Origin of the sequence: Nocardiopsis sp. CA-288880 (genome assembly GCF_050955985.1) — a bacterium.
GTDB classification, from domain to species: Bacteria; Actinomycetota; Actinomycetes; order Streptosporangiales; family Streptosporangiaceae; genus Nocardiopsis; species Nocardiopsis tropica.
The window spans coordinates 5,242,411-5,269,141 of the sequence record NZ_CP192105.1; the positions used below are offsets into that span (position 1 = coordinate 5,242,411).

2 protein-coding genes are annotated in these 26,731 nt (G+C 72.6%); both read left to right on the top strand.

Translation table 11 applies throughout. The features are described 5' to 3' along the window. Positions 1-421 precede the first annotated feature (421 nt). Complete coding sequence (locus ACQPYD_RS22900) at positions 422-26,512, top strand: hypothetical protein (RefSeq protein ID WP_433697623.1); 26,091 nt, start codon at positions 422-424, stop codon at positions 26,510-26,512. Further along, positions 26,509-26,724: a hypothetical protein gene (locus ACQPYD_RS22905; protein WP_267945573.1), complete on the top strand. Its 216-nt coding sequence runs from the start codon at positions 26,509-26,511 to the stop codon at positions 26,722-26,724. Before ACQPYD_RS22900 ends, ACQPYD_RS22905 begins: the two co-directional genes overlap by 4 nt. The last annotated feature ends 7 nt before the right edge of the window (positions 26,725-26,731 follow it).

Here is a 26,731-nt window from a genome sequence, read left to right on the forward strand (position 1 = left end):
ACTCACAAGGTCCTCCGATCCGTCGATGGTCACCCCCTTGGCCGAGAGGTCGACGCCTCCCGGTCCGCCACGCGAAGTGGATCGGGTCCTCTGCTTCCTCAGGGGAGAACATCTCGGCCGAAGGGGAACGGTAGGCGAATACCCCCACTGCTCGAAGGAAACCGTTGCGAAATGACAACGTGGCCGCCCTCCGGGGCCCCGGAGGGCCCTGCCGACCTGGGCGGCGACACGGAGCGGAGGAGTGCGCCGACGGCACCCTCGGAGGAGGCTCGCGTTCGGACCGTCTATCACAGCTGCGATGCACACAAAGCAACACACACGAACGGGAACAGAAACATAAGCGCAACTACTTCCACATATAGGCGCGCCGGTGCTACCTTCATCTCTCCCACGGGGCGCGGTCGGGGAGGTGGAGTCGCGTATGCCGTTGGACCACAACATGTCCGACTCCTCTCGCAAGGCGATCGAGGTCCTCACCGGCATCCAGGTCCCCAGAGCCGGCATCAACAACCTCGGCCGCGCCTCGGAGATCTACACCGCCCTGGACCAGCGCCTGGCCGTGCTCGAGGACCTGTTCGACCTCAGCCGCAAACACGCACGCCGCTACTTCGACGGCCGCACCGCCGACCGCTACGAACGCTCCCTGGACCAGTTCACCCGCGGTGAGAACAACTACGTGGGCTCGGCCCGCGACAACTCCACCACCATGTCCGCCGAACTCTTCAAGGCCCGCGCCAACGTCGAGTACATGCACATGATGGTCATCGGCCAGTTCGTCCAGCTCCTGGTCGAGATCGCCTGGGCCATCGCCATGGCCAAGTTCACCTTCGGCGCCTCGCTCAAGTGGATCCCGATCTTCAAGGCCATCCGCAGCCTGGCCATGCGCCGCATCCTGACCTGGCTGGTCATCACTGTGCCCGGGCACCAGATCATCAGCCAGATCTTCGCGAGCATGGACAGCATCATCCAGCGCATCCAGATCGGCAGGGGGACCCGCCACCACCGCGACGGCAACCTCACCGCGAGCGCCCACAAGGGCGCCGCCCTCGAGGGCGTGCTCTCCGCGGTCTTCTCCGCCGGCATGGACGGGCTGTTCAGCAAACACCTCACAGACCTGTTCAGCAACGGCCTCAAACACCTCAACGACCTGCCCGACCCGCCACCGCTGGTCCGCACCAGCCCTGACGGACCACCCCCGGTCGGACCCCCCACCGGACCCCCGGTCCGTGAGACCCCGGACGGGCCCCCGCCCGGGCCGCCCACCGGTCCCCCCGACGGCCCCCCGGCCGGGCCGGTCAGGGACGACCCCCCGCCGCTCAACCGCGACACCGACACCCCGCCACCCCCCGGCGGCGGTGGCCCCGACGGACCCCCCACCAGGCCCAAGGACGACCCCCCGGCCGGGCCGGTCAGGGACGACCCGCCGGCCAACACCCCGGACCGGGGCCCGGACTCCCCCGCGCCCAAGGACACCCCGGGGACCACACCCGCACCCCGGGACACCCCGCCCGCCTCTCCGTCGTTGAACAAGGACCTGGCCGAGGTGTTCGGCCGCCACAACGACGAGTTCCTCACCCCCTACAACCCCGCCAGCCCCCTGGGCGCAGGAGCCTTCGACAACGCCGCCAAAGCCGCCGCAGCACGTCAGGACTTCGCCGAGGTGTTCGCCCGCAACTTCGGCGACCACCTCGGCGACACGGCAGCCCGAAACCTGGGCCGCGACTACGCCGACACCCTGGCCCGCCACTGGAACGACCCCAACCTGGGCCAGCACCTGCGCGACACCATCGGCGACCGCCTACCCCCGCACATGCGCGACCACCTCGCCGACGTGCCCGTGGGCCTGCAAAAACCCCTGGGCGAGTACTTCTCCACCACCGGCGCCTACACCCAACAGGTCGGCGGCAGCATCGGCACCGGCGCACTCGAGGGCTACCTCGGCGAAGGACTCGGAAGCCTCGCCGACGGACGCGGCTGGGAGGCCTCCGGCTACTCCGCCACCGCCGGCGCCACCCAGGCAGGCATCCAACAAGGCGCCACCGACGGCATCCTGCACGGCACCGAACTCTTCAAGGACAAAGACAAACCCGACCTGTCCACGCCCGAACCGCAGCGGACCCAGAGCGAAAGCGCCGACACCCGCAACGACGTTCCCACCGGCCCCCAGACCCCCGACCCGTGGACGGGCGGGGACCCCGGCCAGAACGGCGACCACTCCCCCGAACGCGGCGGCGACGGGCCCCCGCGGGAGGACGACCGCGACAACGGCCCCGACCGTGGGCAGGACGGGCGGCCCGACCGCGACGACCCTCCGGCCACCGCCTCCCAGGACACCGGCGACCGCGACGACCTCTCCGACATCGACGACGTCCCCGACCTGGTCAGCGACAGCGACACCGACAGCGACACCGACTCCGACTCCGTGTTCGGCGGCTCCGACCTCGGCGACCCCGACGACCGCCACCAACCCAACGACGACACCGTGCGCGTGCACCAGGACGAGGACGTCCGCACCCCCTACCCCGACCCCTTCAAGGCCCCCGACACCGGCAAGGACCCCCTCGGGACCACCGAGACCAAACACCCCGGCCTGGGCAACGACCTCTTCCACCCAGGCATGAACGACGGCCCCCTGACCGTCAACTTCCTCAACGCCATCGTCCCCGACAACCCCCTGATGGCCCCGCCCCCCGCAGCCGAACAGACCGCACCGGAACCGCAGGCACAGAACCCCGGCACCGAACACGGGGACCGCACCACGCCCCAGGAGCGGAGCGGCCAGGAACAGCACACCCCTGCGCCGGTCGTGGCTGCGCCGATCAACCAGGCAGCCCCGACGCCCGCGGGCCAACAGCCCCCCGCGCCCGGTCCGCAGAACCCTGCTTCCGACACCGGCCAGCGCTCCGCGCCCACCGACCGCAACAGCGGTGAACGCTCGCCCCAACGCACCGGTGGCGACACCCGCACCACGGACCCGTCCGCACAACGCCCGACCCGCGACGGCGACGTTGTGCGCACCTCGACCGAAAGCGCACCGCCCGCTCCGGAGTCCGCGACTACTGGCAACAACACCGGAAACTCCACCGGCCTGGACACCCCGGACAGCCCGACGGACGCACAGCGAACGAACCCCGACAACGCACCAGCCCCCGAACAGCAGACCTCATCGAGCGACACCCCACAGTCCCCGCCTCCCGCCGCCGAAGACAGCAACAGCGACGGCCAACACGACACCGAGGACACCGGACACAACCCCTCCGACCGCGACGGCGAACAGTCCGACGAGCGCGATGAGGGATCCTCCGGGAACGACGACCGATCCCAGGACCGCGACACAGACCAGCCCGGTGACGACGGGAACCGCTCCGGAGGCGGAGAGGGCCGAGGCGACGGGGACCGGTCAGGGGACGAGAACAACGACCGATCCGACCTCGAGGACAGCGAGGACGGCGAACGCACGGACGACGACACCGAATCCGTGCACGAGGGGGACTCCACCACCGAAGGGGACGGCCAAGAGCGGAGCGGCGAAGGAACCTCTGAGGTCACCCCTGACTCGAACAGGCCCGACACCCAGCGCGACCCGGACCGTCCCGCGGACAACGGTGAGATCTTCGGTCTCTCCCCGTCCGGATCTCCGGTTCCTCAAGAGGGCAGTGGTTCTGGTGGGCGGGATGTGCAGCAGGTGGTTCCGGTGGGGGCGGAGCGGTCGGTGCGGTTCACCCCGCCCGATGACGCTGATGACGCCTCCGTGAGCTCGCCTGCCGTGTCGTCCGCGGGTCCTGGTGCGGATCGGTCGGTGACCGGTGCCGCGCGGACTCCGGATCCGGATGTCGCTGGTGCTCCGGTGTTCGGGACGCCGGTCAACCATCGGTCGGGGGAACCGGCGCCGGTGCGGGATGACCTGCCGGGCTCTGACCGGTGGGGTCAGGAGTCGCAGCCGCAGGTACGCAAGGTCTCGAGCCTTTTCGCGCAGAACCTGAAGCTGCCGGAGGGTGCGCCTCCGTTGACGGTGGAGGTGAACACCAACCATGGTCCGATGCGTGCTGAGGTGCGGATCGACAATCTCTTCTTCGAGTCCACGACGAGGAAGATCGATGGTGCGGGTGAGGGGGATCCGTCCTCGGTTCGCGATGTGAAGCTGCGGATCCGCGCTCTTCTCCAACAGGGTGTGGACATGCGGGCTCAGGTCTATGCGTCGATGGCGTTGAAGCGGCATGTCGAGGCGGTGTTCAACGACAAGTTCGTGTTGCCGCGCGGTGGACAGCAGCTGAAGGTGAGCTTCGATCTGGTGAGCCCCAGTTCTGAGGGGGCGCACGCCACGCTGGTCTGGTCTCCGGTGCCGCCTGCGGCTGATGGTGTGCCGCCGGATCTGGGAGCGGATGGTGATGGCCGGGGCGTTGGTGAGGTACTGCGTCGGTTGGGGATGCTGGACGGGGATCCGGCGCGGGGTGAGGACCGCCCGTATGTGGCGCGGCGGACGCTGGAGCGGATCGAGACGATGGTGGAGCCGCGTCCGGCACGCCGCTGGTCCGACCCTCGGAGTGCTGAACCCGCGCGGGTGCACACCGGCCTGGCGGACCCGTCCGCGTGGGAGGCCGCGCGGGCGGCGGCGCCGGTCCACCAGGTGGGCAGATCCGTGGACGCCGACTTCGCCGAACCCATGGCCGACTCCCGCGCGGCCCGGCCGCTGGACCTCGGCCCCGACGGTGACCCGGTGGGCCTCGACGATGACGGCAACCCCGTCGACCTCGACGCCAACGGTGACCCGGTCGACCCGGCGACGGTACTGGACAACCCCGACGCCCGGCCCGGCGACCCGGAGCGGTTCGTCAAGGCGGAGATGGACCCCCTGTGGGCCACCCGCAGGTTCGAGTGGGCGCGAATCCCGATTCCGGAGGAACACCGCACGGAGGGGGGCCCGACCCATGTCCTGGAGCTCACCTTCCGCCCTCGGATCCGCCGCGACGAGGACAGTCTGACGCCAGAGCGGTACGAGGCGTACGTGCGCGCGTACGAGGCCAAGCTGGACGCCATGTGGAACCGGCAGTTCCGGGTCCGCGGGGACGGGACCGTGGTGGGTGCGGACGGCACCCGGATGCACAAACTCGGTGACGACCTGTTCAACACCCTCTTCGGGAAGGAGAGCGTCCCGGACCCGGACGACATGAAGGTGGCCGATTCCGCATCGGGTGCCGAGCCGGCCCCGCCCGGGAGCGGGGACCAGCTGCACGTCCGCCTCCTCTTGGCAGACGACTCCACCCCCGCTGCCCAGGTCCACCATGAGATCGACCTGCACGCCCGGCCGGGGGACAGAATCATGGGCACCCATAGCTGGAACGAGACGTTCCCGGTGGAATCGGGTGTCCATGAGACCGCGCACCTGCTGGGGCTGCTCGATGAGTACTTCCAGCCGGGAACGGTTTTCCGGGGGAGCAGGGACGCCGATGCGGTGCGTCCCAGCGACGATGACCACGGCTACGGCCTCATGGGCAACGCATGGGCGAAGCGGGGCACCGACGGGCGGTTGTACGCACGCCGCGACCCCGTTGTCCTGAGCGGGTACCTCGACACGATCGCCTCGGTCGTGGAGCACGGCACATCCGACTACACGCCGCCGCGACGGGCCGCCGAACTGTCCGACGAGGTGAAGTCGGACGTCATCCAGATCCTCGCGCCCGGTCTGGACGCGTCCGACCCGCGGCGGGCCGCCGTCTTCGACCGGTTCGCCCTGGCCACGGACCAACTGATCCGGGGGTGGGACGGTGAGCGGGTCGCGGACCAGCTCGTCTCTCCCGAGGACGCCGCGGCGCGGGGCGCCGACTCCGGCGCTGACACCCGCGCGGCCCAAGCCCGTGCCGCCTTCGACGCCCAGGTCGGCCGCTGGCGGGCCGACGGTCGGCTGGCGCGGGCGCTGGATCTCGTCGGCCGGAGCGGGGTGCGCGTGCCCGCCTCCGCCATGACCGATGCGCTGCCCGACCCCGTTCGGGGCGAGCTCCAAGACGTGCTGACCGAGTCCAGTGAGCTGGCCTACGTCGACGCGCTGGCCGTCTTCGCCGCTGAGCGCGACCACGCCGCGGGCCGCGGGCCGATCGACGACATTCCCGCCGTTCAGGGGCGCCCTCCCATCATCGCCGGGGACGTGCGAACGCAGATCGACCAGTGGCGTTCCAACGGCGAGCTGGTCGAAGCGCTCGGCGTGCTCGCCGACAGCGGCCTGGAGGTGGCGGGCGGCGAGTGGATCGGAGCCCTGCCCGACGAAGCGCTACGAGATGTCGCCCACCACTTGCTCTCCGGGTTGCAGCCGGTCTCCGCAGGCCCGGGCCTGGATCGGGCGGGGCTGGAGCGTGTGGCTCTGGATGTGTTCGGCGTCGGGTTCGACCAGATGGTGCACCGCTCACCGGCGCGGGACCTCACCGTCACCGTTCCGGACGGCCGACAGGTCCCGGTGTCCGCGATGGAGGTGTACAACCAGCTCAAGGTGTGGCGGAAGCAGGGGACGCTGGCCGATGTGCTGCACGTTCTGCGTGGCTCCGGCGTCCCCGTTCCCGACGATGTCCTCGCCCGGGCTTCTGGCAGGCGGGCTGGGCAGCGGGTGGTTCCGGTGGAGGCGGGGCGGCCGGTGCGGTTCACCCCGCCCGATGACGCTGATGACGCCTCCGTGAGCTCGCCTGCCGTGTCGTCCGCGGGTCCTGGCGCGGATCGGTCGGGGGAACCGGCGCCGGTGCGGAACGACCTGCCGGGCTCTGACCGGTGGGGTCAGGAGTCGCAGCCGCCTGCTCCGCGCGGAGGCGGCCGGGGCGGCCACGACATCGTGGCCTTCCCCATGACCGAGAGCACAGGCCGGGCGGGGAACCCCTCTCCGCAGGCCGCTTCGGAGAGGATGGCCGACGCCATCCGCCTCGGCGAGCTGGCCTCGGCCGGCCTCAAGGACGCGATCAGCGGCTACCAGCGCGCCCAGGACCTGGTCGCCCAGACCCGCGAGGCCGAGAGCCAGGGCCGCCCCGACGCCGAGGATCTGCGCGCCCAGGCCTACGAGGCCCAGCGCGGGGCCAACGACGCCTACCGCACCTACGACTTCTTCGCCCAGATGCAGGCCGACCTGCTGCGCCCCGACGGCCCGACCACCGTCATGGCCGTCCTGGAGACCACCGGCGAGTCGAGCCGCGACCCCGGACCCGTCCCCCTCGGCGGGACCAGCAGGGACGTACCCCTCGGCCCCCTCGGCACCGACTCCCCCCTCACACGCGACGACGGCACGACCGACGACCGGAACACCACCGGGACCGACGACAACCGGGACCCGAACCGGAGCACCCAGGAGGGCCCGCCACCGCCCCCGCCCCTCACCTACGACGGCGGCCTCGTGCCGGACCGGAGCGGTCAGAGCTACGACCTGGGCTACCTGACCACGTCCACCGTCCTCGGACCGCACATGCTCTTCACCGAGCACCTGCCCGGGTTCGTCCACGACGTCCTGGCCGGCACGCCGGGCATGCCCGCCCCCGCGCGGCAGGGGATCGTGGAGAGCCTGGTCGACACCCTCAACAGGGAGGGGCCGCGGCCCTTCCTCCGCGAGGGCGGGCACACCGTCAGCACCACCCACGACGGGCAGACGTGGAGCGCCGACATCGACCTGCGCCCCGAGGACGGCGATTTCTACCACGTCGACACCGAGAACCTGAGCGGTGGCGGGGACTCCAGGTTCCTGAGGCTCCACGACGCCGGTCCGGGGGTGGACTCCAGCGACGGCGGGTCCCGCGGCGCGGGCAAGACCGTCGGCGCCAAGTTCACGATGAGCCCCTTCTACATGACCGGTGTCAACGGCAACGACGCCGGTCCGATCGCGGCCATCGGCGGGCGCGGCGGCGCGAAGGTCCGCGGCACCTCAGGATCGGCCTCGACCGGCGCCAACGCCGCCAGCGGCATCGAACTGCTCGGCGCACCGAACCTCTACACCGGTGACCTGCACATGCGGGCGTCCGTCACCGGTCCCGGGCTCACCGCCCCGCGCGTCCAGGAGGGGACCGCGTACAACGGGCTGACCATGAACCTGCCGGGCGAGGTGGTCCCCTCCGACGCGCCCCGGCACATCGTGCCCGACAACGGACCGGTGGACGCGAACGGGAACCATCCACCGGTGAACCGGCCGTTCATGGGCACCGGCCACCCGCTCGAGATCACCCGCTTCTCCCCGGTCCCCCCGGCATCCGACGACGGAAGCGATGGGGACACCGCGGGCGCCACCGGCGGCGACACCGCGTCCGGTGACGGCGGGACCGACCGCGGCGGCGAGGGCGACCGCAGCGACAGCACCACCGCGACGGGCGGCGGCCGGAAGGGCACCCTCGGCACCTGGCTCGCCGACCACCTCCTGGGCCCCCGTCCCGGGGGCGCCCGGGGCGGCGGCCACACCCCCTCCAGGCAGGAGCGGCGCGACAACGAGTACCGCGACCGCATCGAGTCCACCTTCGACAACGACCGGGTCCAGCAGTACCTGCCGCAGATGTCGAACAGTTCCGCGCACATCCGGATCGAGTTCCCCGGCGGCCGTCCGCGGATCATGCAGATGTGGTCGGTCTCGACCGAGTACAACCGCAAGGACTTCGCCCCCGGCCTGGCCGACTTCGTCCACAGCAACACCGCGGTCAAGAGCGACTCCTCCAGCGTGAAGCACTCGACCGTGGCCTCCGGTTCGATCGGCGGCGGCTTCGGCATCTGGCTGGAGCTGCCCAACGGCAAGAGCATCCGGCTCGACGTGCCCTTCGTGGAGTACTCGGCCACGTTCGAGAAGAGCACCGGAACCACCCTGAGCACCTCGGGGACCAGCAGCCACGTCGTGCACGCCCCTTCCGGACACGCGGCCTACGACGTCAAGCGCGACTTCTACGTCCGCATCCAGGGCGAACCGGATACGCACCGCTTCGAGGCCGACACCGTCGAGATGCTCACGGTCGAGGACGCCCGCCTGCTCAACGGCGAACCGTCCAAGACCCCGACCTCGACCGACGGACCGGCCGCGCCGCCCCGGCCCCCGTTCCCGAACCTCGCGGTGGACCACCCCACGGACCTGAGCGGGGCCACCGTACGCGGGTTCGGCCACGCTCCCCCCACCGCCCCGACGGGAAACACGGACAACACCACGGAGAACAACGGCGCCGACGGCGGGACCCAGGCGCCTCCCCCGCCGCAGGGCCCGTTCTACGACGACCTGGCGTACCGCGTGCTCAGCGCCATCTCCGAGAACCGTCCCGGCATGGTCATCCCGGACCTGGCGCGGACCACCAAGGACTACGCCGTCCGCCCCAGCCACATGGACCCGGACGCGGTCCGCAGCTTCCGCGAGCGCTGGGGCCTGCGCCGCAACGCGGACGTGGCCCAGGAGAACACCCTCAAGGTGATCAAGGCGCTCTCCGAGTCCGGTCTCAGGAGCGGTGCGCCCGACCTGCCCGGCAACGGGATCCCGGTGCGCCTCAAGGAATCCGCCGTGATCGACCCGACGATGCTCCGTCGGGACAAGGGGTCCCGTCCCGACGCCGTGACCGTGCGCGTCTACGGCGACTTCGACCCCCTGGTGCACCAGTTCGACACGACCGCCAGCGGCGGCGCCCGGTTCGCGGGCTCGGCCGGGATCACCACCACGAAGGGGTCGAGCGTCAACCACTCGGTCGGCCTCAACGTGGGCGCCAGCGTGCGCACCGACGCCGGCGCCGACGCGCGCGGCGTCCCCCGGGTGCTGGGAAACCCCTCGGCCTCGCTGAACACCTCCCTGGGCCTGGGCAAGGGCTCCAGCCAGGGCCTCTCCCACAGCTCCGAGGAGACGGTCCTGTTCAGCGGGGACTCCGACGTGTGGACGTCCCGCACCCGCTTCACCGCACGGCTGTTCGAGCACGACGACATCGGGATGGCGCGCGACGACCGGCCCCAGCGCGAACACGGCATCCCGCTCCTGGGGGACGGGATGGACGCCGAGGCCGTCCTCCTCACACCCAAGATGCCCCCGACGGCCACGGGCTCCCCGGAGACCGTGTCCGACCCGGCCGGCACGGCCCGCGACGGCGACACCGCCACCCCCTCCGGCGGGCAGGAGACGCGGAACACCCCCGAGACCGCCGCGGACACCCGGGGGGAGGACGCCGCACAGACGGACACCTCCGGGAACACGGAGCCCGACACGACCGGCGGCCGGCAACCGCTCACGCCCGAGCAGGCACGGGACATGATCCGCCGGAACTTCGTCCCGCAGACCACCCCCGGCGGCACGCCGGGCGACGGTCAGGGCGGACGCTGGACCGTCATCCGGGACGGGGCCGTGCACACCTGGGGACGCCTGTTCGGTGAGAGCGCCCAAGTCGTCACCCCTGCCCCGAACACCACCGCGCCTCCCGCGGGCACCGTGACGACCACCGTCGCCGACGGCAACCGGGCGGTGGTCCTCTCCCCGCCGCCTCCCCCCGGCACCACCACGGGAACCAACGACAACCAGGCCGTCGTCCTCTCCCCGCCGCCTCCCCCCGGCACCACCGCGGACACCACCACAGGAACGACGCAGCAGCCTCTTTCGGCGGGCGGCGACCGGAACGGGGACGGCGCCCCGGCCAACCGGGCCCAGCAGGGCCCGCTGCCCCTGGACCAGGCCCGTGCCCGGGCGATCCGCGACATCGGCGGCACCTTCGAACGCGTGAACACCCAGTTCGACACCGGCAGCCGGGGCATGCGCGGGCTGCTGGAGGAGACGTTCCGGACCTTCTCCGAGCCCCGCGGCGGCCTCTACGACGGATTCCGGCTCAAGCTCGACTCCTTCCTCTCCCAGTCGTCCGGAGGCGGTCGGCAGTTCGAGAACCACCTGTCGGCGGAGGAACTCGCCGCGAGTAAGAGCGCCACCACGCCGTCGGGCTCCCGCATCCGCCAGGAGATGAGCGGCGGCTTCCGGTCACCGCACGACGTCCGCGCCACCGTCGCCACCAAGGTCGAGATCGACACCGTCACCGACTTCCGCCCCGTCGACGCCCAGATGCGGTGGAACGGCGGCACCGAGGTGTCCGTGTCCACCAACTCCTCCCTGACCGGCAGCGTCGGGCTCAAGTTCGGGGGAAGCGGGGGCCGCAACCCGAACCCGCACCCCACCGACGACTCCCTGCCCAAGGAGGCCGTCCGGCCGATCCCCCTGGTCGGTCCCTCCATCGCCCGCACGTTCTTCTCGCGCGGCACGTCGGACACCCAGGCGACCGCGTTCACGTCGTCGGTGCTGTTCATCCCGAACATCACCAAGGCGTACGCCTTCCGCGCCTCCGGCCACCTCACCCAGGCGATCGAGTTCGCGAAGAACTGGAGCATCGGGCCGCCCCTGAGCTGGAACACCCGGTTCCACGGGTGGACCGTCCCCGTCAAGGACCTGGTCTCGGGCTACGTGCACTCCCGCGACGCGCAGCAGGCCGACCTGGTGATGGACAGGGCGATCCGCGACGGCGACAGGGTGGACCTGGGCCCGCAGCCCAACCCGAAGAAGCCCGAGAGCGCACAGGTGCGCCCCGGGTTCGAGGGCAGCGGCAGGCAGGTCCAGCCCGCCGACCCCGGGGCCGCCATCCAGAACCTGGTGAACGACCTCGCCTCGAACGGACTGGAGCTGACGGCCGGCGGCCGGGAGCTCCTTCTGCAGAAACTGACCACGCACCTGGGCCAGAACCCCGACTCCACCGTCCCGGTACCGGTCAAGGTCCGCGCGCTGGGGCCGGAGCCCGGGCCGGACTCGGGGCCGCGGCCCATGCGCTCGGCCTCCCCGGGCAAGGTCTACGTGAACCTGACCAGGGACCCGGACCGCACCGACGTCTCGTACGTCGGCCAGTCCGGCTACTACATCGAGTCGCACTCGTGGAAGGCGACCGACGCGCACTCGCAGAACCGGGGGACCGGGACCACGGTGGGCGCGGACGGCGTGCTGCTGCAGCCCCTCCCCTACGCCCAGGACGACCAGGGGTCGGACGGGCAGCCGGACCACCGTCCCCTGTTCGCCTCCCCCGCCGGAGCGGTGTCCTCGTCCACGCGCGACGGGCGCTCCTCCGGGGAGTCCCAGGACGACGCCCACACCGTCGAACTGCACATGGACACCCCGTACGCGAAGGTCCGCGCGGACACGACCCTGACCCTCACCCTCGAACTCGGCGAGCCCAAGGGCGGGGAGAACGGCAACCCGCCGCGCACGACCTACACGGGCACCGCGGACAGCGGTCGGGTCGAGACGATGTACCCGTTCGCGTACATGACCTTCGATCCCCCGGCGGAGACCACCACGGCCGCCGTCACGGAGGGGGGCACGCGGGGGACCGGCGCCGACACGCTGTCGCCGCCGCCCGCTCCGGGCGTCACCACGTCCACGGACGGCACCGAATCCACCGGGACCGACCGGAACACCCCCCCGGCCCCGGAGGGCGGCGACACCACCGGCGACCGGACGCGAAACGACACCCCCGGGGAGGACCGGGCCCCCGCCGAGGGCGACACCGCGCAGCGGCCCCCGGCCCCCATCTACGCGTCCGTGGCCGACGCGCTGCGCACGTGGACCGGTGACGCCGGCCCCCGGCCGGGCAACGACACCGCCATCACCAAGCCCGCCATGGTGCAGGACGGCGGACAGGCGCTGCGCGACAAGGCCAACGTCGTCATCGCGCAGACCCTCGGCTGGAAGCCGCCCCCCGGCACCCCCGAGGGAGGGCAGCCCACCCGGGCCACCGCCGACGCGGCGCGCGCCTACCTGGCGGACGCCTACGGCCAGGACCCGGTGTACAACGAGATCGACCACAGCCTCAGCGAGAGCGCCGTCAAGGCGGTGTACCCGTCGGCCTCGCACAACGCCGAGGGGGTGGAGTTCACGGACATCGGCCGCACCGAGTGGGGCGCCAAGGTCGTGCCGAGCAGCCGCGGGGCGAAGATCCTGGACGCGCTGCCGGGCAGCCAGCTCAGCGATTCCCGCGTCCATCCCCGGTCGAACAGCGCCGGCGACTCCCACGGCGGGGGCCGGGGCCGCGGCGGGGAGCTCCGCCCGTCCGGGCTGACCACCGGGGGCATCCCCTACGACGGGCACGAGGGCACCTACACCGGCGCGCCGGGTGTGAACACCAGCTCGTCCCACGGGGCGGAATCGGGCTCCAACCAGGCGGTCAAGGGCTACCAGGAGTCCGACCAGCTCCGCCAGGGGCCCGTCTACCTCATCGAGTACGACGCCACCTGGGCGTTCGGCGCGGGCAGCAAGCTCAAGGCGCCGGCAGCCTTCCACCCGAACGACCCGAGCCTGCCGTCGACCCCGCTCCACAGACGGCCCACCCGCTGGGGCGTGGACGACGTCACGGTCAGGATGGCCGGCTGGTACTCGGAGTCCGACGCGATCGCGATGGGCTTCCTCACGCCGGACCAGGCGAAGGACATGGCCCCCGTCATGGACCGGCTCAACCGGGCGCGGGAGGAGTTCAGCGAGGCGGAGGCCGCGTACGCCGACACCCGGGCCCCGCTGGAGGGCCTGGCCGAGGGGTACGCCGCCAACCCGGGCGACCGGAGCGCCGAGGACGCCTACAACGCCCAGGAGCACAGGTACAGAGAGGCCCTGGCCGACTTCGACGACCAGATCGACGCCCTGATCGAGACCGTGAACAACACGCGCACCACCCTGGGGGAGGCGGGGCAGGGGACGGACGCCGGGACCGCTCCCCCCGTGCGCACGGTGGGCGGCGACGGAGGCGAAGGGACGAACCGCGCACCGGCCACCGGGGACACGACCACCGGGGACACCGGTGCCACCACCACGACCACCGGCGGACCCCGGCCGACCGTCACGGTGACCCCGCCGGCCCCGGAGCCCACGGGCCCGGGCGAGGGCCTGGCCGACCGCTTCCTGTCGGAGCTGAACCTCCGCGCGCCGGAGTCGGACACCCCCGCGCCGGACTCCGACGGCTTCCGGAGCCCCGAGGTCGGCCGGGAGCAGGACACGGACACCGTGGACGCGCGGGTCCAGCGCGCCTCCGACGCGGCGGACACCGCGGTCCAGGAGGCCCGTGACGCACGCGATGCCGCGAACGACCTCTCCACCGCCCTGGACCGCGGCACGGCCGACCTCCGGAACGGTATCCGCATCCTCACGGGCTCCGACGGCGGAGCACCCGCCGCCGGGACCGGAGGACGCGCCCCCGCGCCCGCGACCGACGGCGCCCCCTCCCCGGGGGCGATACGCCAGGCGCAGGACGCACGGACGGCCGCGGACACCGCGTACGACAACGCCACCGCCGCCGACAACGACATCACCGCCACCCGGAACAACGCCACCGCAACGACGCCCGAGCCCCATCGCGGCGCCTTCATCGAGCGGGTCAGGACGGCCGCCTCCGAGGCGGAGGACGCGGACACCGCCGCGACCGAGGCCCATGACACCGCCGACGGGCACGAGGACACCGTCGCCGAGATCGGGACGGACCTCGACGCGACCCCGCCGCGCTACCAGGCGCTCAGCACCGCCGTGGACGGCCTGTCCGGTCAGGACCGGTCCGACGGCGGGGACCGGGCCGCCCAGGACGCGCGCGACCAGGCCCACAGCCTGATCTCCGAGCTGGAGGGGATCGCCGATCGCGCCGACGCCGCGCGGGCGGAGGCGGAGAGCACCGCGACGGAGGCCGCCGAGGCGCAGGCGGACGCCGCCGCCGCGAAGGCCGCGGCCGACCGGATGGCCGCGGACGCCGAGACCCTGCGGACCTGGGCCGAGGGGGTTCACGCCGAGGCCTCGACCCACCGGGACAGCGCGGACCGGGCCGTCCAGGACGCGCGGAACGCCAGGGAGGCGGCACGGGGGGCCGCCGACGCCGCCGGGGAGGCCCGTGCGGCTGCGGACGCGGCGGCGACCAGGGCCGACGAGGTGCGGACGGACGCCGAGGACGCGGCCGGGGACGCCGCCCGGGCCGAGGCCCAGGCCCTCTCCGCACGTACCGCGGCGGACCTCGCGGCCCAGGCCGCCGCGAACGCCTCCCGCCCCTCCCCCGGAGGTCAGACGGCGCCGGGCACGACCGACCCGACCGGCGGCGAGGGGTCGAGCAGCGCCGGCCCCCGGGGAACGACGAACCCGCCGGGCAGAGCTCCCGGCGACACGGGCACCCAGGCCGCGCCGAACACGACCGACGGCTCCCGGGGGACCGCGGACCCGCGGGCGAACGCGGCGCGCCAGGCCGCGGAGGACGCGCGGACCCGGGTCCAGGAAGCCCGGCGGACCGCCCGCGAGGCGACCGCGACGGCGCAGCGGGCCGCGGAGGACGCGAGGCAACTGGGCGAGCGGGCCGACCGCCTGCGCGCCCGGGCGGACGACGCCGGGCAGTCGGCCGCCGACGCCGCCACGCGGGCCGAGGAGGCGCTGGAGACCGCCCAGGAGGTCCGGAACACCGCCGACGCGACCGTGGAGACCGCCGACCGTACCGCCGCCGACGCCCGTCGCGCGCACCAGGAGGCGCAGAAGGCCGCCCAGAAGGCGGAGGCCGCGGCCGAGCGTGCCGCCGAGGCCGCGGAGACCGCCCGGGAGGCCCGCGACGACGCCGAGAAGATCGCCGACAGCGCCCGGAGGCGCATCGGGAGCGTCCGGAATCTTCTGGAGAGGATTCCGGCGGCCGGGGGTCCGGCGAGGACCTCGTCCGAGGGCGGCGACGGCGACCGCTCCGACGGCGGCGACCAGGGCGGCAGCAGCGACGGCCGGTCCGGCGACAGGGGCGGCTCCGGGCGCGGCACCGGGGGCCGGGGAACGGACGGCAACGGCGGCCGCTCCTCCCGCGGAGGCGGCCGGGGCCGCCACGACATCGTGGCCTTCCCCATGGCCGAGGACACGGGCCGACCGCGAAACCTCTCCCCGCAGGCCGCGGCGGACAGGATGGCCGACGCCATCCGCCTCGGCAAACTCGCCTCGGCCAGCATCAAGGACGCGATCAGCGGCTACCAGCGCGCCCAGGACCTGGTCGCCCAGACCCGCGAGGCCGAGAGCCAGGGCCGCCCCGACGCCGCCGACCTGCGCGCCCAGGCCTACCAGGCCCAGCGCGAGGCCAACGACGCCTACCGCACCTACAACGAGCTCGCCCAGACACAGGCCGACCTGCTGCGACCCGACGGCCCCACCACCGTCATGGCCGTCCTGGAGACCACCGGCGAGTCCAGCCGCGACCCCGGACCCGTCCCCCTCGGCGGAACCAGCAGGGACATCCCGCTGGGCGCCCTCGACACCGACTCCCCCGTCACCCGCGACGGCGGCCCGACCGACAACCGAAACACCACCGGGACCGACGACGACAGGGACCCGGACCGGAGCGGCCGGGACGGCCGCGGGCCGAACACCCGGGGCGGACCGGACCCGCAGAGCTCCCGCTCCTTCTTCTCGTCCCTGGGTCGCCGGTGGTTCGGGGACACGCCGACCAAGCCGGACCGGAGCACCCGGGAGGACGCACCGCCGCCCCCGCAGGAAGGCGAAACGCGGCGTCTCACCTATTCCAGCGACTTCATTCCGGACCGGGCGGGCCAGGCCTACGACCTGGGCTACCTGACCACGTCCACCCTCCTCGGACCGGACATGCTCTTCACCGAGCACCTGCACGGGTTCGTCAACGACGTTCTCGCCGGCACTCCGGACATGCCCGCCCCCGCGCGGCGGGCGATCCTGAACGGCGTGGTCGACATCCTCGACAGGGACGGGCCCCGCCCCTTCCTGCGCGAGGGCGGGCACACCGTCAGCACCACCCACGACGGACAGACGTGGAGCGCCGACATCGACCTGCGCCCCAAGGACGGCGAGTTCTACCGCTTCGACATGCGGACCCTGAGCGGCGGCGAGGACTCCAGGCGGCTGAGGCTCCACAACGCCGGCCCCGGGGTGGACTCCAGCGAGAGCGGGTCACACGGCCAGGGCAAGACCGTCGGCGGCAAGGTATCGGTGAACCCCTTGTACGTCGGCAGCATCGGCGGCAACGACGCGGGTCCGATCCTCGCCGGCGGCGGGCGCGGCGGCGCGAAGGTCCGCGGCACCTCCGGGTCGGCCGCGACCAGCGCCAACGCCGACACCGGCATCGAACTGCTCGGCCCCCTGACCCCCTACGTCGCCGACCTGCACATGCGGGCGTCCGTCACCGGCCCCGGCCTCACCGCCCCGCGCGTGCGGGAGGGGATCTCGCACAACGGACTGAGCATGAACCTGCCCGGGGAGGTGGTGCCCTCCGACGCGCCCCGGCACATCGTGCCCAAGAACGGACCGGCGGACGCCAACGGGAACCGCCCGCCGGTGAACCGGCCGTTCATCGGTACCGGCCACCCGCTCGAGATCACCCGCTTCTCGTCGGCGTCGGACGGCGGAACCACCCGGAACTCCACGTCCGGTGACGGCGGGACCGACCGCGGCGGCGAAGGCGACCGCAGCGACAGCACCACCACAGCCACGACGGGCGGCGGCCGGAAGGACACCCTCGGCACCTGGCTCGCCGACCACCTCCTGGGCCCCCGCCCCGAGGGCAGGGGCAGCGGCCGCACCCCCTCCAAGAAGGAACAGAGCGACAACGAGCACCGCGCATGGATCGAGTCGACCTTCGACAACGACCGGGTGCTGCAGTACCTGCCGCAGATCTCCAACGGGTCCTCGCGGATCCGAATCGTCTTCCCCACCGGCTCTTCCCGCCCACCCCGCACCATGGAGATGTGGTCGGTCTCGACCGAGTACGACCGCAAGGACTTCGCCCCCGGCCTGGCCGACTTCGTCCACGGAAACACCCTCGTCAAGAGCGACTCCTCCACCGTGAAGAGCTCCACGGTGGCCTCCGGCTCCATCGGCGGCGGCTTCGGCATCTGGCTGGAACTGCCCAACGGCAAGAGCATCCGGCTCGACGTGCCCTTCGTGGAGTACTCGGCCACGTTCGAGAAGAGCACGGGGACCACCCTGACCGCCTCGGGGACCAGCAGCCACGTCGTGCACGCCCCCGCCGGCCACGCGGCCTACGACGTCAAGCGCGACTTCTACGTCCGCCTCGACAGCGAGTCGGAGGCGCACCGCTTCGAGGCCGACACCGTCGAGATGCTCACGGTCGAGGACGCCCGCCTGCTCAACGGCGAACTCCCCAAGGCCCCGACCTCGACCGACGGACCGGCCGCGCCGCCCCGGCCCCCGTTCCCGAACCTCGTGGCGAACGGCCCCGCGGACAAGATCACGGACCTGAGCGGGACCACCGTACTCGGGTTCGGCGAAGCTTCCCCGGCCACACCGGAGAACCGCGGCGAAGCGACGGACAGCACCGACACGACCGGCACCGCCGCGAACACGGGGGCCGCGAACACGGCAAGCACCACCGGGAACGACGGCGCGGACGTCGACCCCCCGAAGCCCGACGCACCGCAGCGCTCGTTCTACGACGAACTGGCGTACCGCGTGCTCGAGGGCATCGCCGAGAAGCACCCCGGCATGGTCATCCCGGACCTGGGGAGGAGCAGGAAGAACTACGCCGTCCGCCCGAGCCACATGGCACCGGACGCGGTCCGCAGCTTCCGCGAGCGCTGGGGCCTGCGCCGCAACGCGGACGTGGCACGCGAGAACACCCTCAAGGTCATCAAGGCGCTCTCCGAGTCCAGTCTCAAGAGCGGTGCGTACAACCTGCCCGGCGACGGCATCCCGGTCCGCCTCCAGGAAACCGCCGTGATCGACCTGACGACGCTCATCAAGGACAGGGGGCTGCGTCCCGACTTCGTCACCTTGCGCGTCTACGGCGAGTTCGACCCCCTGGTGCACCAGTTCGACACGACCGCCAGCGGCGGCGGCCGATTCGGGGGATCGGCCGGCATCAGGACCACGAAGGGGGCGAGCCTCAACCACTCGGTCAGCACCACGGTGGGCGGCAGTGTGCGCACCGACGCCGGCGCCGACGCACGCGGCGTCCCCCGGGTCCTGGGGAACCCGGCGATCGCGCTGCTCACCTCTTGGGGCACCAGCAAGGAAGCCGTTCAGAGCCTCTCCCACGGCTCCGAGGAGACGGTCCTGTTCAGCGGGGACTCCGACGTGTGGACGTCCCGCACCCGCTTCACCGCACGGCTGTTCGAGCACGACGACATCGGGATGGCACGCGACGACCGGCCCCAGCGCGAGCACGGCGCCCCGCTCCTGAAGGACGGGTTGGACACCCACACGGTCCTTCTCACACCCAAGGCGCCCCCGACGGCCTCGGACTCCCCGGACACCGTGCCCGACCCGGCAGGAACGACCCGCGACACCGCCCCCGACGACCGGACCGGGGAACCGGAGGGACACACCCCCGAGACCACCGCCGACACCGGGGGACAGGACTCCACGCGGACGGACACCTCCGGGAACACGGAGCCCGACACGACCGGGGGCCGGCAACGGCTCACGTACGAGCAGTCGCGGAACGTGGTCCGCGGGGACTTCGTCCCGCGGACCACCTCCGACGGCACGCCGGGCGATGACCGGAGAGGCCGCTGGACCGTGATCCGGGACGGGGCCGTCCACACCTGGGAACGCCTGCTCGGCGGAGGCTCCGAGACCGTCACCCCTGCCCAGAACACCACCGCGCCTCCCGCGGATACCGCGACCACCACCGGCACCGACGGCAACCGGGCGGTGGTCCCCTCCCCGCCGCCTCCCCCCGGCACCACCACCGACACCACCACCGGAACGGCGCCGGACACGATCGCGCCCGGAGACGAGCAGGGCGGGGACGGCACCCCGGAGAGTGGGCCCCAGCAGGGCCCGCTGCCCCTGGCCCAGACCCGTGCCCGGGCGATCCGCCGCATCGGCGGCACCGTCGAGCGCGTCAACACCCACTTCGACACCGGCAGCCGGGGCATGCGCGGGCTGCTGGAGGAGACGTTCCGGACCTTCTCGGAAACGCGCAGCGGCCTCCACGACGGATTCCGGCGCAAGCTCGAATCGTTCCTCTCCCGGGCGTCCGGGAACGGTCTGCGGTTCGAGAACCACTCGTCGGCGGAGGAACTCGCCGCGAGCAAGAGCGCGGCCACATCGTGGGGCTCCCGGATGCGCCTGGAGATGAGCGGCGGTCTCTGGTCGCCGCACGGCATCCGCGTCACCATCGCCACGAAGGTCGAGGCCGACGAGGTCACCGACTTGCGCCCCGTCGGCGCCCAGATGCGGTGGGGCGGCAGCAGCGAGACGACCCTGTCCACCACCACCTCCCTGACCCGCAGCGTCGGTCTCAGGTTCGGAGGCAGCGGGGGCCGCAACCCGAACCCGTACCCCACCGACGACTCCCTGCCCAAGGAGGCCGTCCGGCCGATCCCGCTGGTCGGTCCCTCCCACACCCGCACGTTCTTCTCCCGGGGCAGGTCGAACACCCAGGCGACCACGTTCACGTCGTCGGTGCTGTTCATCCCGAACGACACCAAGACGTACGCCTTCCGCGCCTCCGGCAAGCTCACGCAGGCGCTCGAGTTCCTGAAGAACTGGAGCATCGGACCGACCCTGACGTGGAAGACCCTCTACCTCGGGTGGACCGCCCCCGTCAAGGACCTGCTCGCCGGCTACGTGCACTCCCGCGACGCCCATCAGGACAAGCTGGTGCAGGACCGGGCGATCCGCGACGGCGACAAGGTGCACCTGGGCGCACAGCCCAACCCCAAGAAGCCCGACAACGCCCGGGTGCGCCCCGGGTTCGAGGACAACGGCAGGCAGCTCCATCCCGCCGACCCCGGGGGCGCCCTCCAGAACCTGGTGAACGACCTCGCCTCGAACGGCCTGGAGCTGACGAAGCAGTCACGCGAGAACCTGCTGCAGAAACTGACCACGCACCTGGGCCAGAACCCCGACTCCACCGTCCCGGTGCCGGTGGAGGTCCACGCGCTGGGGTCGGAGTCCGGGCCGGACTCTGGGCCGCAGCGACAGCATTGGAGCACCGAGGCGAAAGTCTTCGTGAACCTGACCAGGGACCCGAAACCGGCCGAGGTCTCGTACCCCGGCCAGTCCGGCTACTACATCGAGTCGCACAAGTGGACGCAGACCCAGGCGGGCTCACAGACCAGGGGGACCGGGAACTCGTCGAGCCTGGACGCCGTGCTGTTGCAACCCACCTCCTACCCCCAGGACGGCCAGGGGGCTGACCAGCAGCCGGGCGACCGCCCGCTGTTCGCCGCCCCCGCCGGATCGCTGTCCTCCTCCACGAACGACAGCCGCACCTCCGGGGAGTCCCGGGACGACGCCCGGACCATCGAGCTGCACCTGGACACCCCGTTCGCGAAGGTCCGCGCGGACACGACCATGACCCTCACCCTCGAACTCGGCGCGCCCAAGGGTGGGCAGAGCGGCAACCCGCCGCGCGCGACCTACACGGGCGAAGCGGACAGCGGGCAGGTCGACACGCTGTACGCGTTCGCGTACATGGACTTCGCCCCCCCGGCGGAGACCACCACGACCACCGTCACGGAGGGGGACACGCGGGGAACCGGCGCCGACCTGCTGTCGCCGCCACCCGCCCCGGCCGCCACCACGTCCACGGAGGGCACCGAATCCACCGGGACCGACCGGAACACCCCCCCGGCCCCGGAGGGCGACGACACCACCGGGGACGACCCGGCCACCGCCCCTCCTTCGGACAACGGCGCGACGCAGCTGCCCACAGTCCCCAAGGACGCTTCCGTGCCCGACCTGCTACGCGCCTGGGCCGACAAGGCGGGTCCCAGGCCCGGCCACGACTCCGCCCTCGCACTGCCGGCCATGGTGGAGAACGACGGCCAGGCCCTGCGCGACCAGGCCAACATCGTCTTCGCACGGTCCTTGGGCTGGAAGCCGTCCGCCGGCACCCCCGCCGAGGGGCGGACCACCCCCGCCGACACGCGAGCGGAGCCCGCCCCCGCCACGGCGAAACCGGAGCGCACCAGCGCCGAGGCGAAAGAGGCGCGTGCCTACCTCGCCGCCGAGTACGGCCAGGACCCGGTGTACAACGACATCGACCACAGCTTCAGCAAGGGGGCCGTCAAGGCGGTGGTCCAGTCGGCCTCGCGCGAGCAGGAGGGGGTGCAGTTCGCGGACCTCAAGCGCACCCAGTGGGGCGCCAAGGCCGTGGCGAGCACCCGCGGGGCGAAGATCCTGGACGCGCTGCCGGGCGGTCAGGTCAGCGACTCCCGCACCCGCTCCCGGACGCACAGCGCCGGCGCCTCCCACGGCGCGAGCCGGGGCCGCGGGGCGGAGATGCGCCCCTCCGGGCTGAGCACCGAGGTCGAGGGCATCCCCTACGACGGGCACGAGGGCAACTACACCGGTACGGCCGGACTGAACACCAGTTCGTCCAACGGGTCCGGAAGCGGCTCCAACCAGGCGGTCAAGGGCTACCAGGAGTCCGACAAACTCCGCCAGGGGCCCGTCTACCTCATCGAGCACGACACCACCTGGGCGTTCGCAGCGGGCAGCAAGCTCAGGACGCCCGCCGCCTTCCGCTCGGAGGACCCGAGCCTTCTGTCGACCTCGCCCTCCTCCCGTCCCACCCGCTGGGCCATGGGCCAGGTCACGATCCGGACGGCCGAGTGGTACTCGGAGTCCGACGCGATCGCGATGGGCTTCCTCACGCCGGACCAGGCGGAGGACACGGCCCCCGTCGTGGAGCAGCTGGCCAGGACTCGGAAGGAGTTCACCGAGGCGGAGGCCGAGTACGCCGACACCCGGGCCCCGCTGGAGGGCCTGGCCGAGCGGTACGCCGACAAGCCGGACAACGAGAGCGCCCGGACGGCCTACGAAGACCAGGAGAAAAAGTACGAAGATGCCCTGAAAGCCTTCAACGAGCAGATCGACGCCCTGGGAGCGGCCACGAACACCGTGCGCACCACGTTCGGGGGCGTCGGGCAGGGGACGGACGGCGGCACCGCTCCCCCCGCCCGCACGTCGGGCGGCGACGGCAGCGGAGGGCCGACCCTCGCACCGGCCCCCGCCGACGCCACTGCGGCCACCGGCAGCACCGGCAACACCACGGCCACCGGCACGACCGGCACCACGGCCACCGGCAGTACCGGCAACACCGGTGTCACTTCCGGAACCACCACGAGCACCGGCAACACCGGCGACGTCACCACCACCGGCGGGCCCCTGCCGAGCATCACCGTGACCCCGCCGGCCCCGGAGCCCTCACCCACGGAACCCGCACCCACGGAACCCGCGCCCACAGAGCCGGCGCCCACAGAGCCCGCGCCCACAGAGCCCGCGCCCACAGAGCCCGCGCCCACGGAACCGCACCAGAACCTGGTCGACCACTTCCGGATGGCGTTGAACCTCGAAGTTCCGCCGTCCGACTCCCCCGTCCGGGACACCGAGGACGGCCCGGAGCGGAACACGGACACCATTGACGCGCGGGTCCAGCGCGCCTCCGACGTGGCGGACACCGCGGTCCAGGCGGCCCGTGACGCACGCGTCGCCGCGAACGGCCTCTCCACGGCCCTGGACCTCAGCAGGGCCGACCTCCAGGCAGGAAACCGCTTCCTCGAGGGTTCCGGCGGTGAAGCACCCGCGGCCGGGCCGGAGGGGCGCGCCCCCGTGCCCGGTGCCGACGGCGCCCCCGCGCCGGGGGCGGTACGACAGGCACAGGACGCGCAGCAGGCGGCGGACACCGCGCACGACAACGCCACGACCGTCCACAGGAACATCACCGCCACCCGGGACAACGCCACCGAGACGGCGCCCGTACGCGATAATCAGACCTTCGTCGGACGGCTCCGCACCGCCGTCTCCGAGGCGGAAGGAGCGGACACGTCCGCAGCCGACGCCCAGCGCACCGCGGAGCGGCACGCGCGGACCGTCACCGGGCTCGGGAACGAACTCGACGGGGCCCGGACACGGCACCAGGCGCTCAGAACCGCCGTGGACGGCCTGTCCGGGCAGGACCGGTCCGCCGACGGGGGCCCGACCGCCCGGGACGCGCGCGCCCGAGCCGACGACCTGATCTCCGAGCTGGAGGGGATCGCCGGTCGCGCCGACACCGCGCGGGCGGAGGCGGAGAGCACCGCGACGGAGGCCGAGACGGCGCAGGCGAACGCGGACGCCGCGAAGACCAAGGCCGACCGGATGGCCGCGGACGCCAAGGAGCTGCAGACGTGGGCCGAGGCCCTCGACAAGAGCGCGTCCGGCCACCGGGACGACGCGAACCGGGCCGCCCGGGACGCGCGGAACGCCAGGACGGCGGCACGGGGAGCCGCCGACGCCGCCAAGGACGCCCAAGCGGCGGCGGACGCGGCGAAGGCCAAGGCCGACGAGGTACAGGAAAGGGCCGCGGACGCCATCAAGGCCGAAACCGACGCCCGCGCGGCCCGCACCGCCACGGACCGCGCGGTCCAGGCGGCGGCGAACACCCCCCGCCCTTCCCCCGAGACGCAGACGGCGTCGACCGGCACCGACCGCCGGGAGACGACCGGCACCCCTGCGAACACCGCTCTCCGGGACGCGGAGCATGCGCGGGAACGTGCCCGGGAGGCCCAGCAGACCGCCCGCGAGGCGGCGAGGACCGCGGCCAAGGCCTCCGAGGACGCGAAGAAGGCGGCCCAGGAGGCCGACAACCTGCGCGAGAGGGCCGACGCCGCCGCGCAGGACGCCCGAAAGGCCGCCGCACGCGCGAGGGACGCACAGAAGATCGCCGAGACGGCCCGGAACTCCGCGGTCAAGATCGTGGCGAACGCCCGCCCGGCCGCCACCGACGCCCGTCAGGCACACGAGGACGCGCAGGAGGCCGCCCAGAAGGCGAAGACCGCGTCCGAGCGTGCCGCGGAAGCCGCGAAGGCCGCCCGGAAGGCCCGCGACGACGCCAAGGAACTCGCCGACAAGGCCCGGAAGGACGCCGCCGACGTACGGGAACTGCGGAAGCAGATCCCGGCGGACACGGAACCGGGGAGGACGTCGTCCGAGAACGACCGGAAGAAGGACGGCGACGAGGGCGGGAGCCGGGACGAGGACGGTTCGGGCAGCAGCGGCGACCGGGGCGACGACAACGGCAGCGACGACCACCGCTCCGACGGCGAGCGCGACTCCGGCACCGGGCACGAGGGCGACCGCAGGCGCGGGGGCGAGGACAGGGGCCGCGGAACGGACGGGGACGGCGGAAGCTCCTCGCGCGGGGACGGCCGGAACGGCCGGGGCGACCGCGACAACCACGACAGCGGCGACCCGGCCCAGCACGACGCCGACTCGGACACCGACTCGCTCCCGGACCTGACCTCGGACTCCGACTCCGACTCGGACGACAGCGACGACGGCATGTCCCTGGACGACGACTTCTACGGCCCTGCGCCGGCGGTGCGCACGCAGGAGCCGGCTCTCGCCGATTCCGGCGACCCGTGGGGCGGCAACCCCCCGACCGGGCCCGATCTCGGCGCGCTCATCGCCGCGGACAAGAAGAAGGACGACAAGCCCTCGACGGTCGAGGACGTCATCGCCGACCTCACCTACCGCTACCGGCCCGAGGACATCGGCCACCACACCGCCCAGGACGCCCAGGTCCAGGTCTTCATGGCGGGCCACCACCGGAACCGCCGCGGCCACCGCACGCAGACCGACCCCTCCGAGCAGTACACGGACACCGACGGCCACGAGGCCGCCCCGGGCCCGGCCTACCCCCCCGGAACCCAGGTCTCCCAGTACCCCGCCCCGATCCAGTACACCCAGGACCCCGCCGGGACCCACGACACCTCCACGGCGGCCTACGACCAGCAGAGCGCGGCCCCGACCGAGGAGACCACCCAGGACCAGGACGGGAACCAGGACGAGCGGACCGCAGCGCTCATGCTGTGGAACGGGACCTTCGCCGGTATCCAGGACCTCGCCGCCACCACCGGATTCGACGTGGTGAGCCAGGAGCAGCTCGTCGAGGACGGCTCCGACGGCAACACCTCGCTCATGCGCTTCGAGAACGGCGCGCAGGCGGTCTACAAGGACACCGAGGAGACCACCTTCGCCCGTGAGCGCGCCGACGCCGAACAGCTCGCCTCGCTGGTGGGCCGCGCCATCGGCGCCAACGTCCCCGGTGTCCTGCGCATCGGCGAGTTCGAGCTGTTCATGCACTTCATGAACGGCGTATCGGGGTTCACCCACTTGGACAACCCGCGATCCCCGCTCCTGAACACGCGGGACGGACACGTGCTGGGCCTGCTGGACCTGCTGATCGCCAACGGCGACCGCAATCCGGGCAACTGGCTGGACCAGGGCAACGGGCACGTGGCGGGCATCGACCACGGCAAGGCCTGGTTCAAGTACGAGCACACACCGGAGGACCCCACCGACCTGGAGGGGCTGGCCTACACCAACGGCATGCGGCCCTTCTACGACTTCGAGGCCAATGAGTGGATCGCCAACCCGCTGACGCGGGCCGACATCCGGTTCCTGCGGACCCGGCTCGCCGGGCTCTACGGCGAGTTCGTCCGCCTGGGCCGGTCCGAATGGTTCGACGAGATGATGGAGCGCTTCGACATGCTGGCCCGCAACGCACGAGGGACCGCCAGCCTCTTCCCAGGGGGCGGCCGGTGACACGTGTGCTCTATGTCCAGGACCGCCGCACGCAGCGGACACGGCCGTTTCTGACGCTGCACGACGACGGCACCCTCACCGGCCACGACCCTGCGACGGCCGACGCGATCCCGCGCCTGCGCGCCACGCGCGGATGGTCCGGCGAGCAGGTATTCGACGACTGCGCCGCGCAGTCCAACGCCTACGTCCGCTACTTCGAAGAACCGGCGTGACCACGGC

Coding starts and splice junctions, on each gene's coding strand:
- ACQPYD_RS22900 (WP_433697623.1), top strand. CDS start 422: ATGCCGTTGGACCACAACATGTCCGACTCCTCTCGCAAGGCGATCGAG.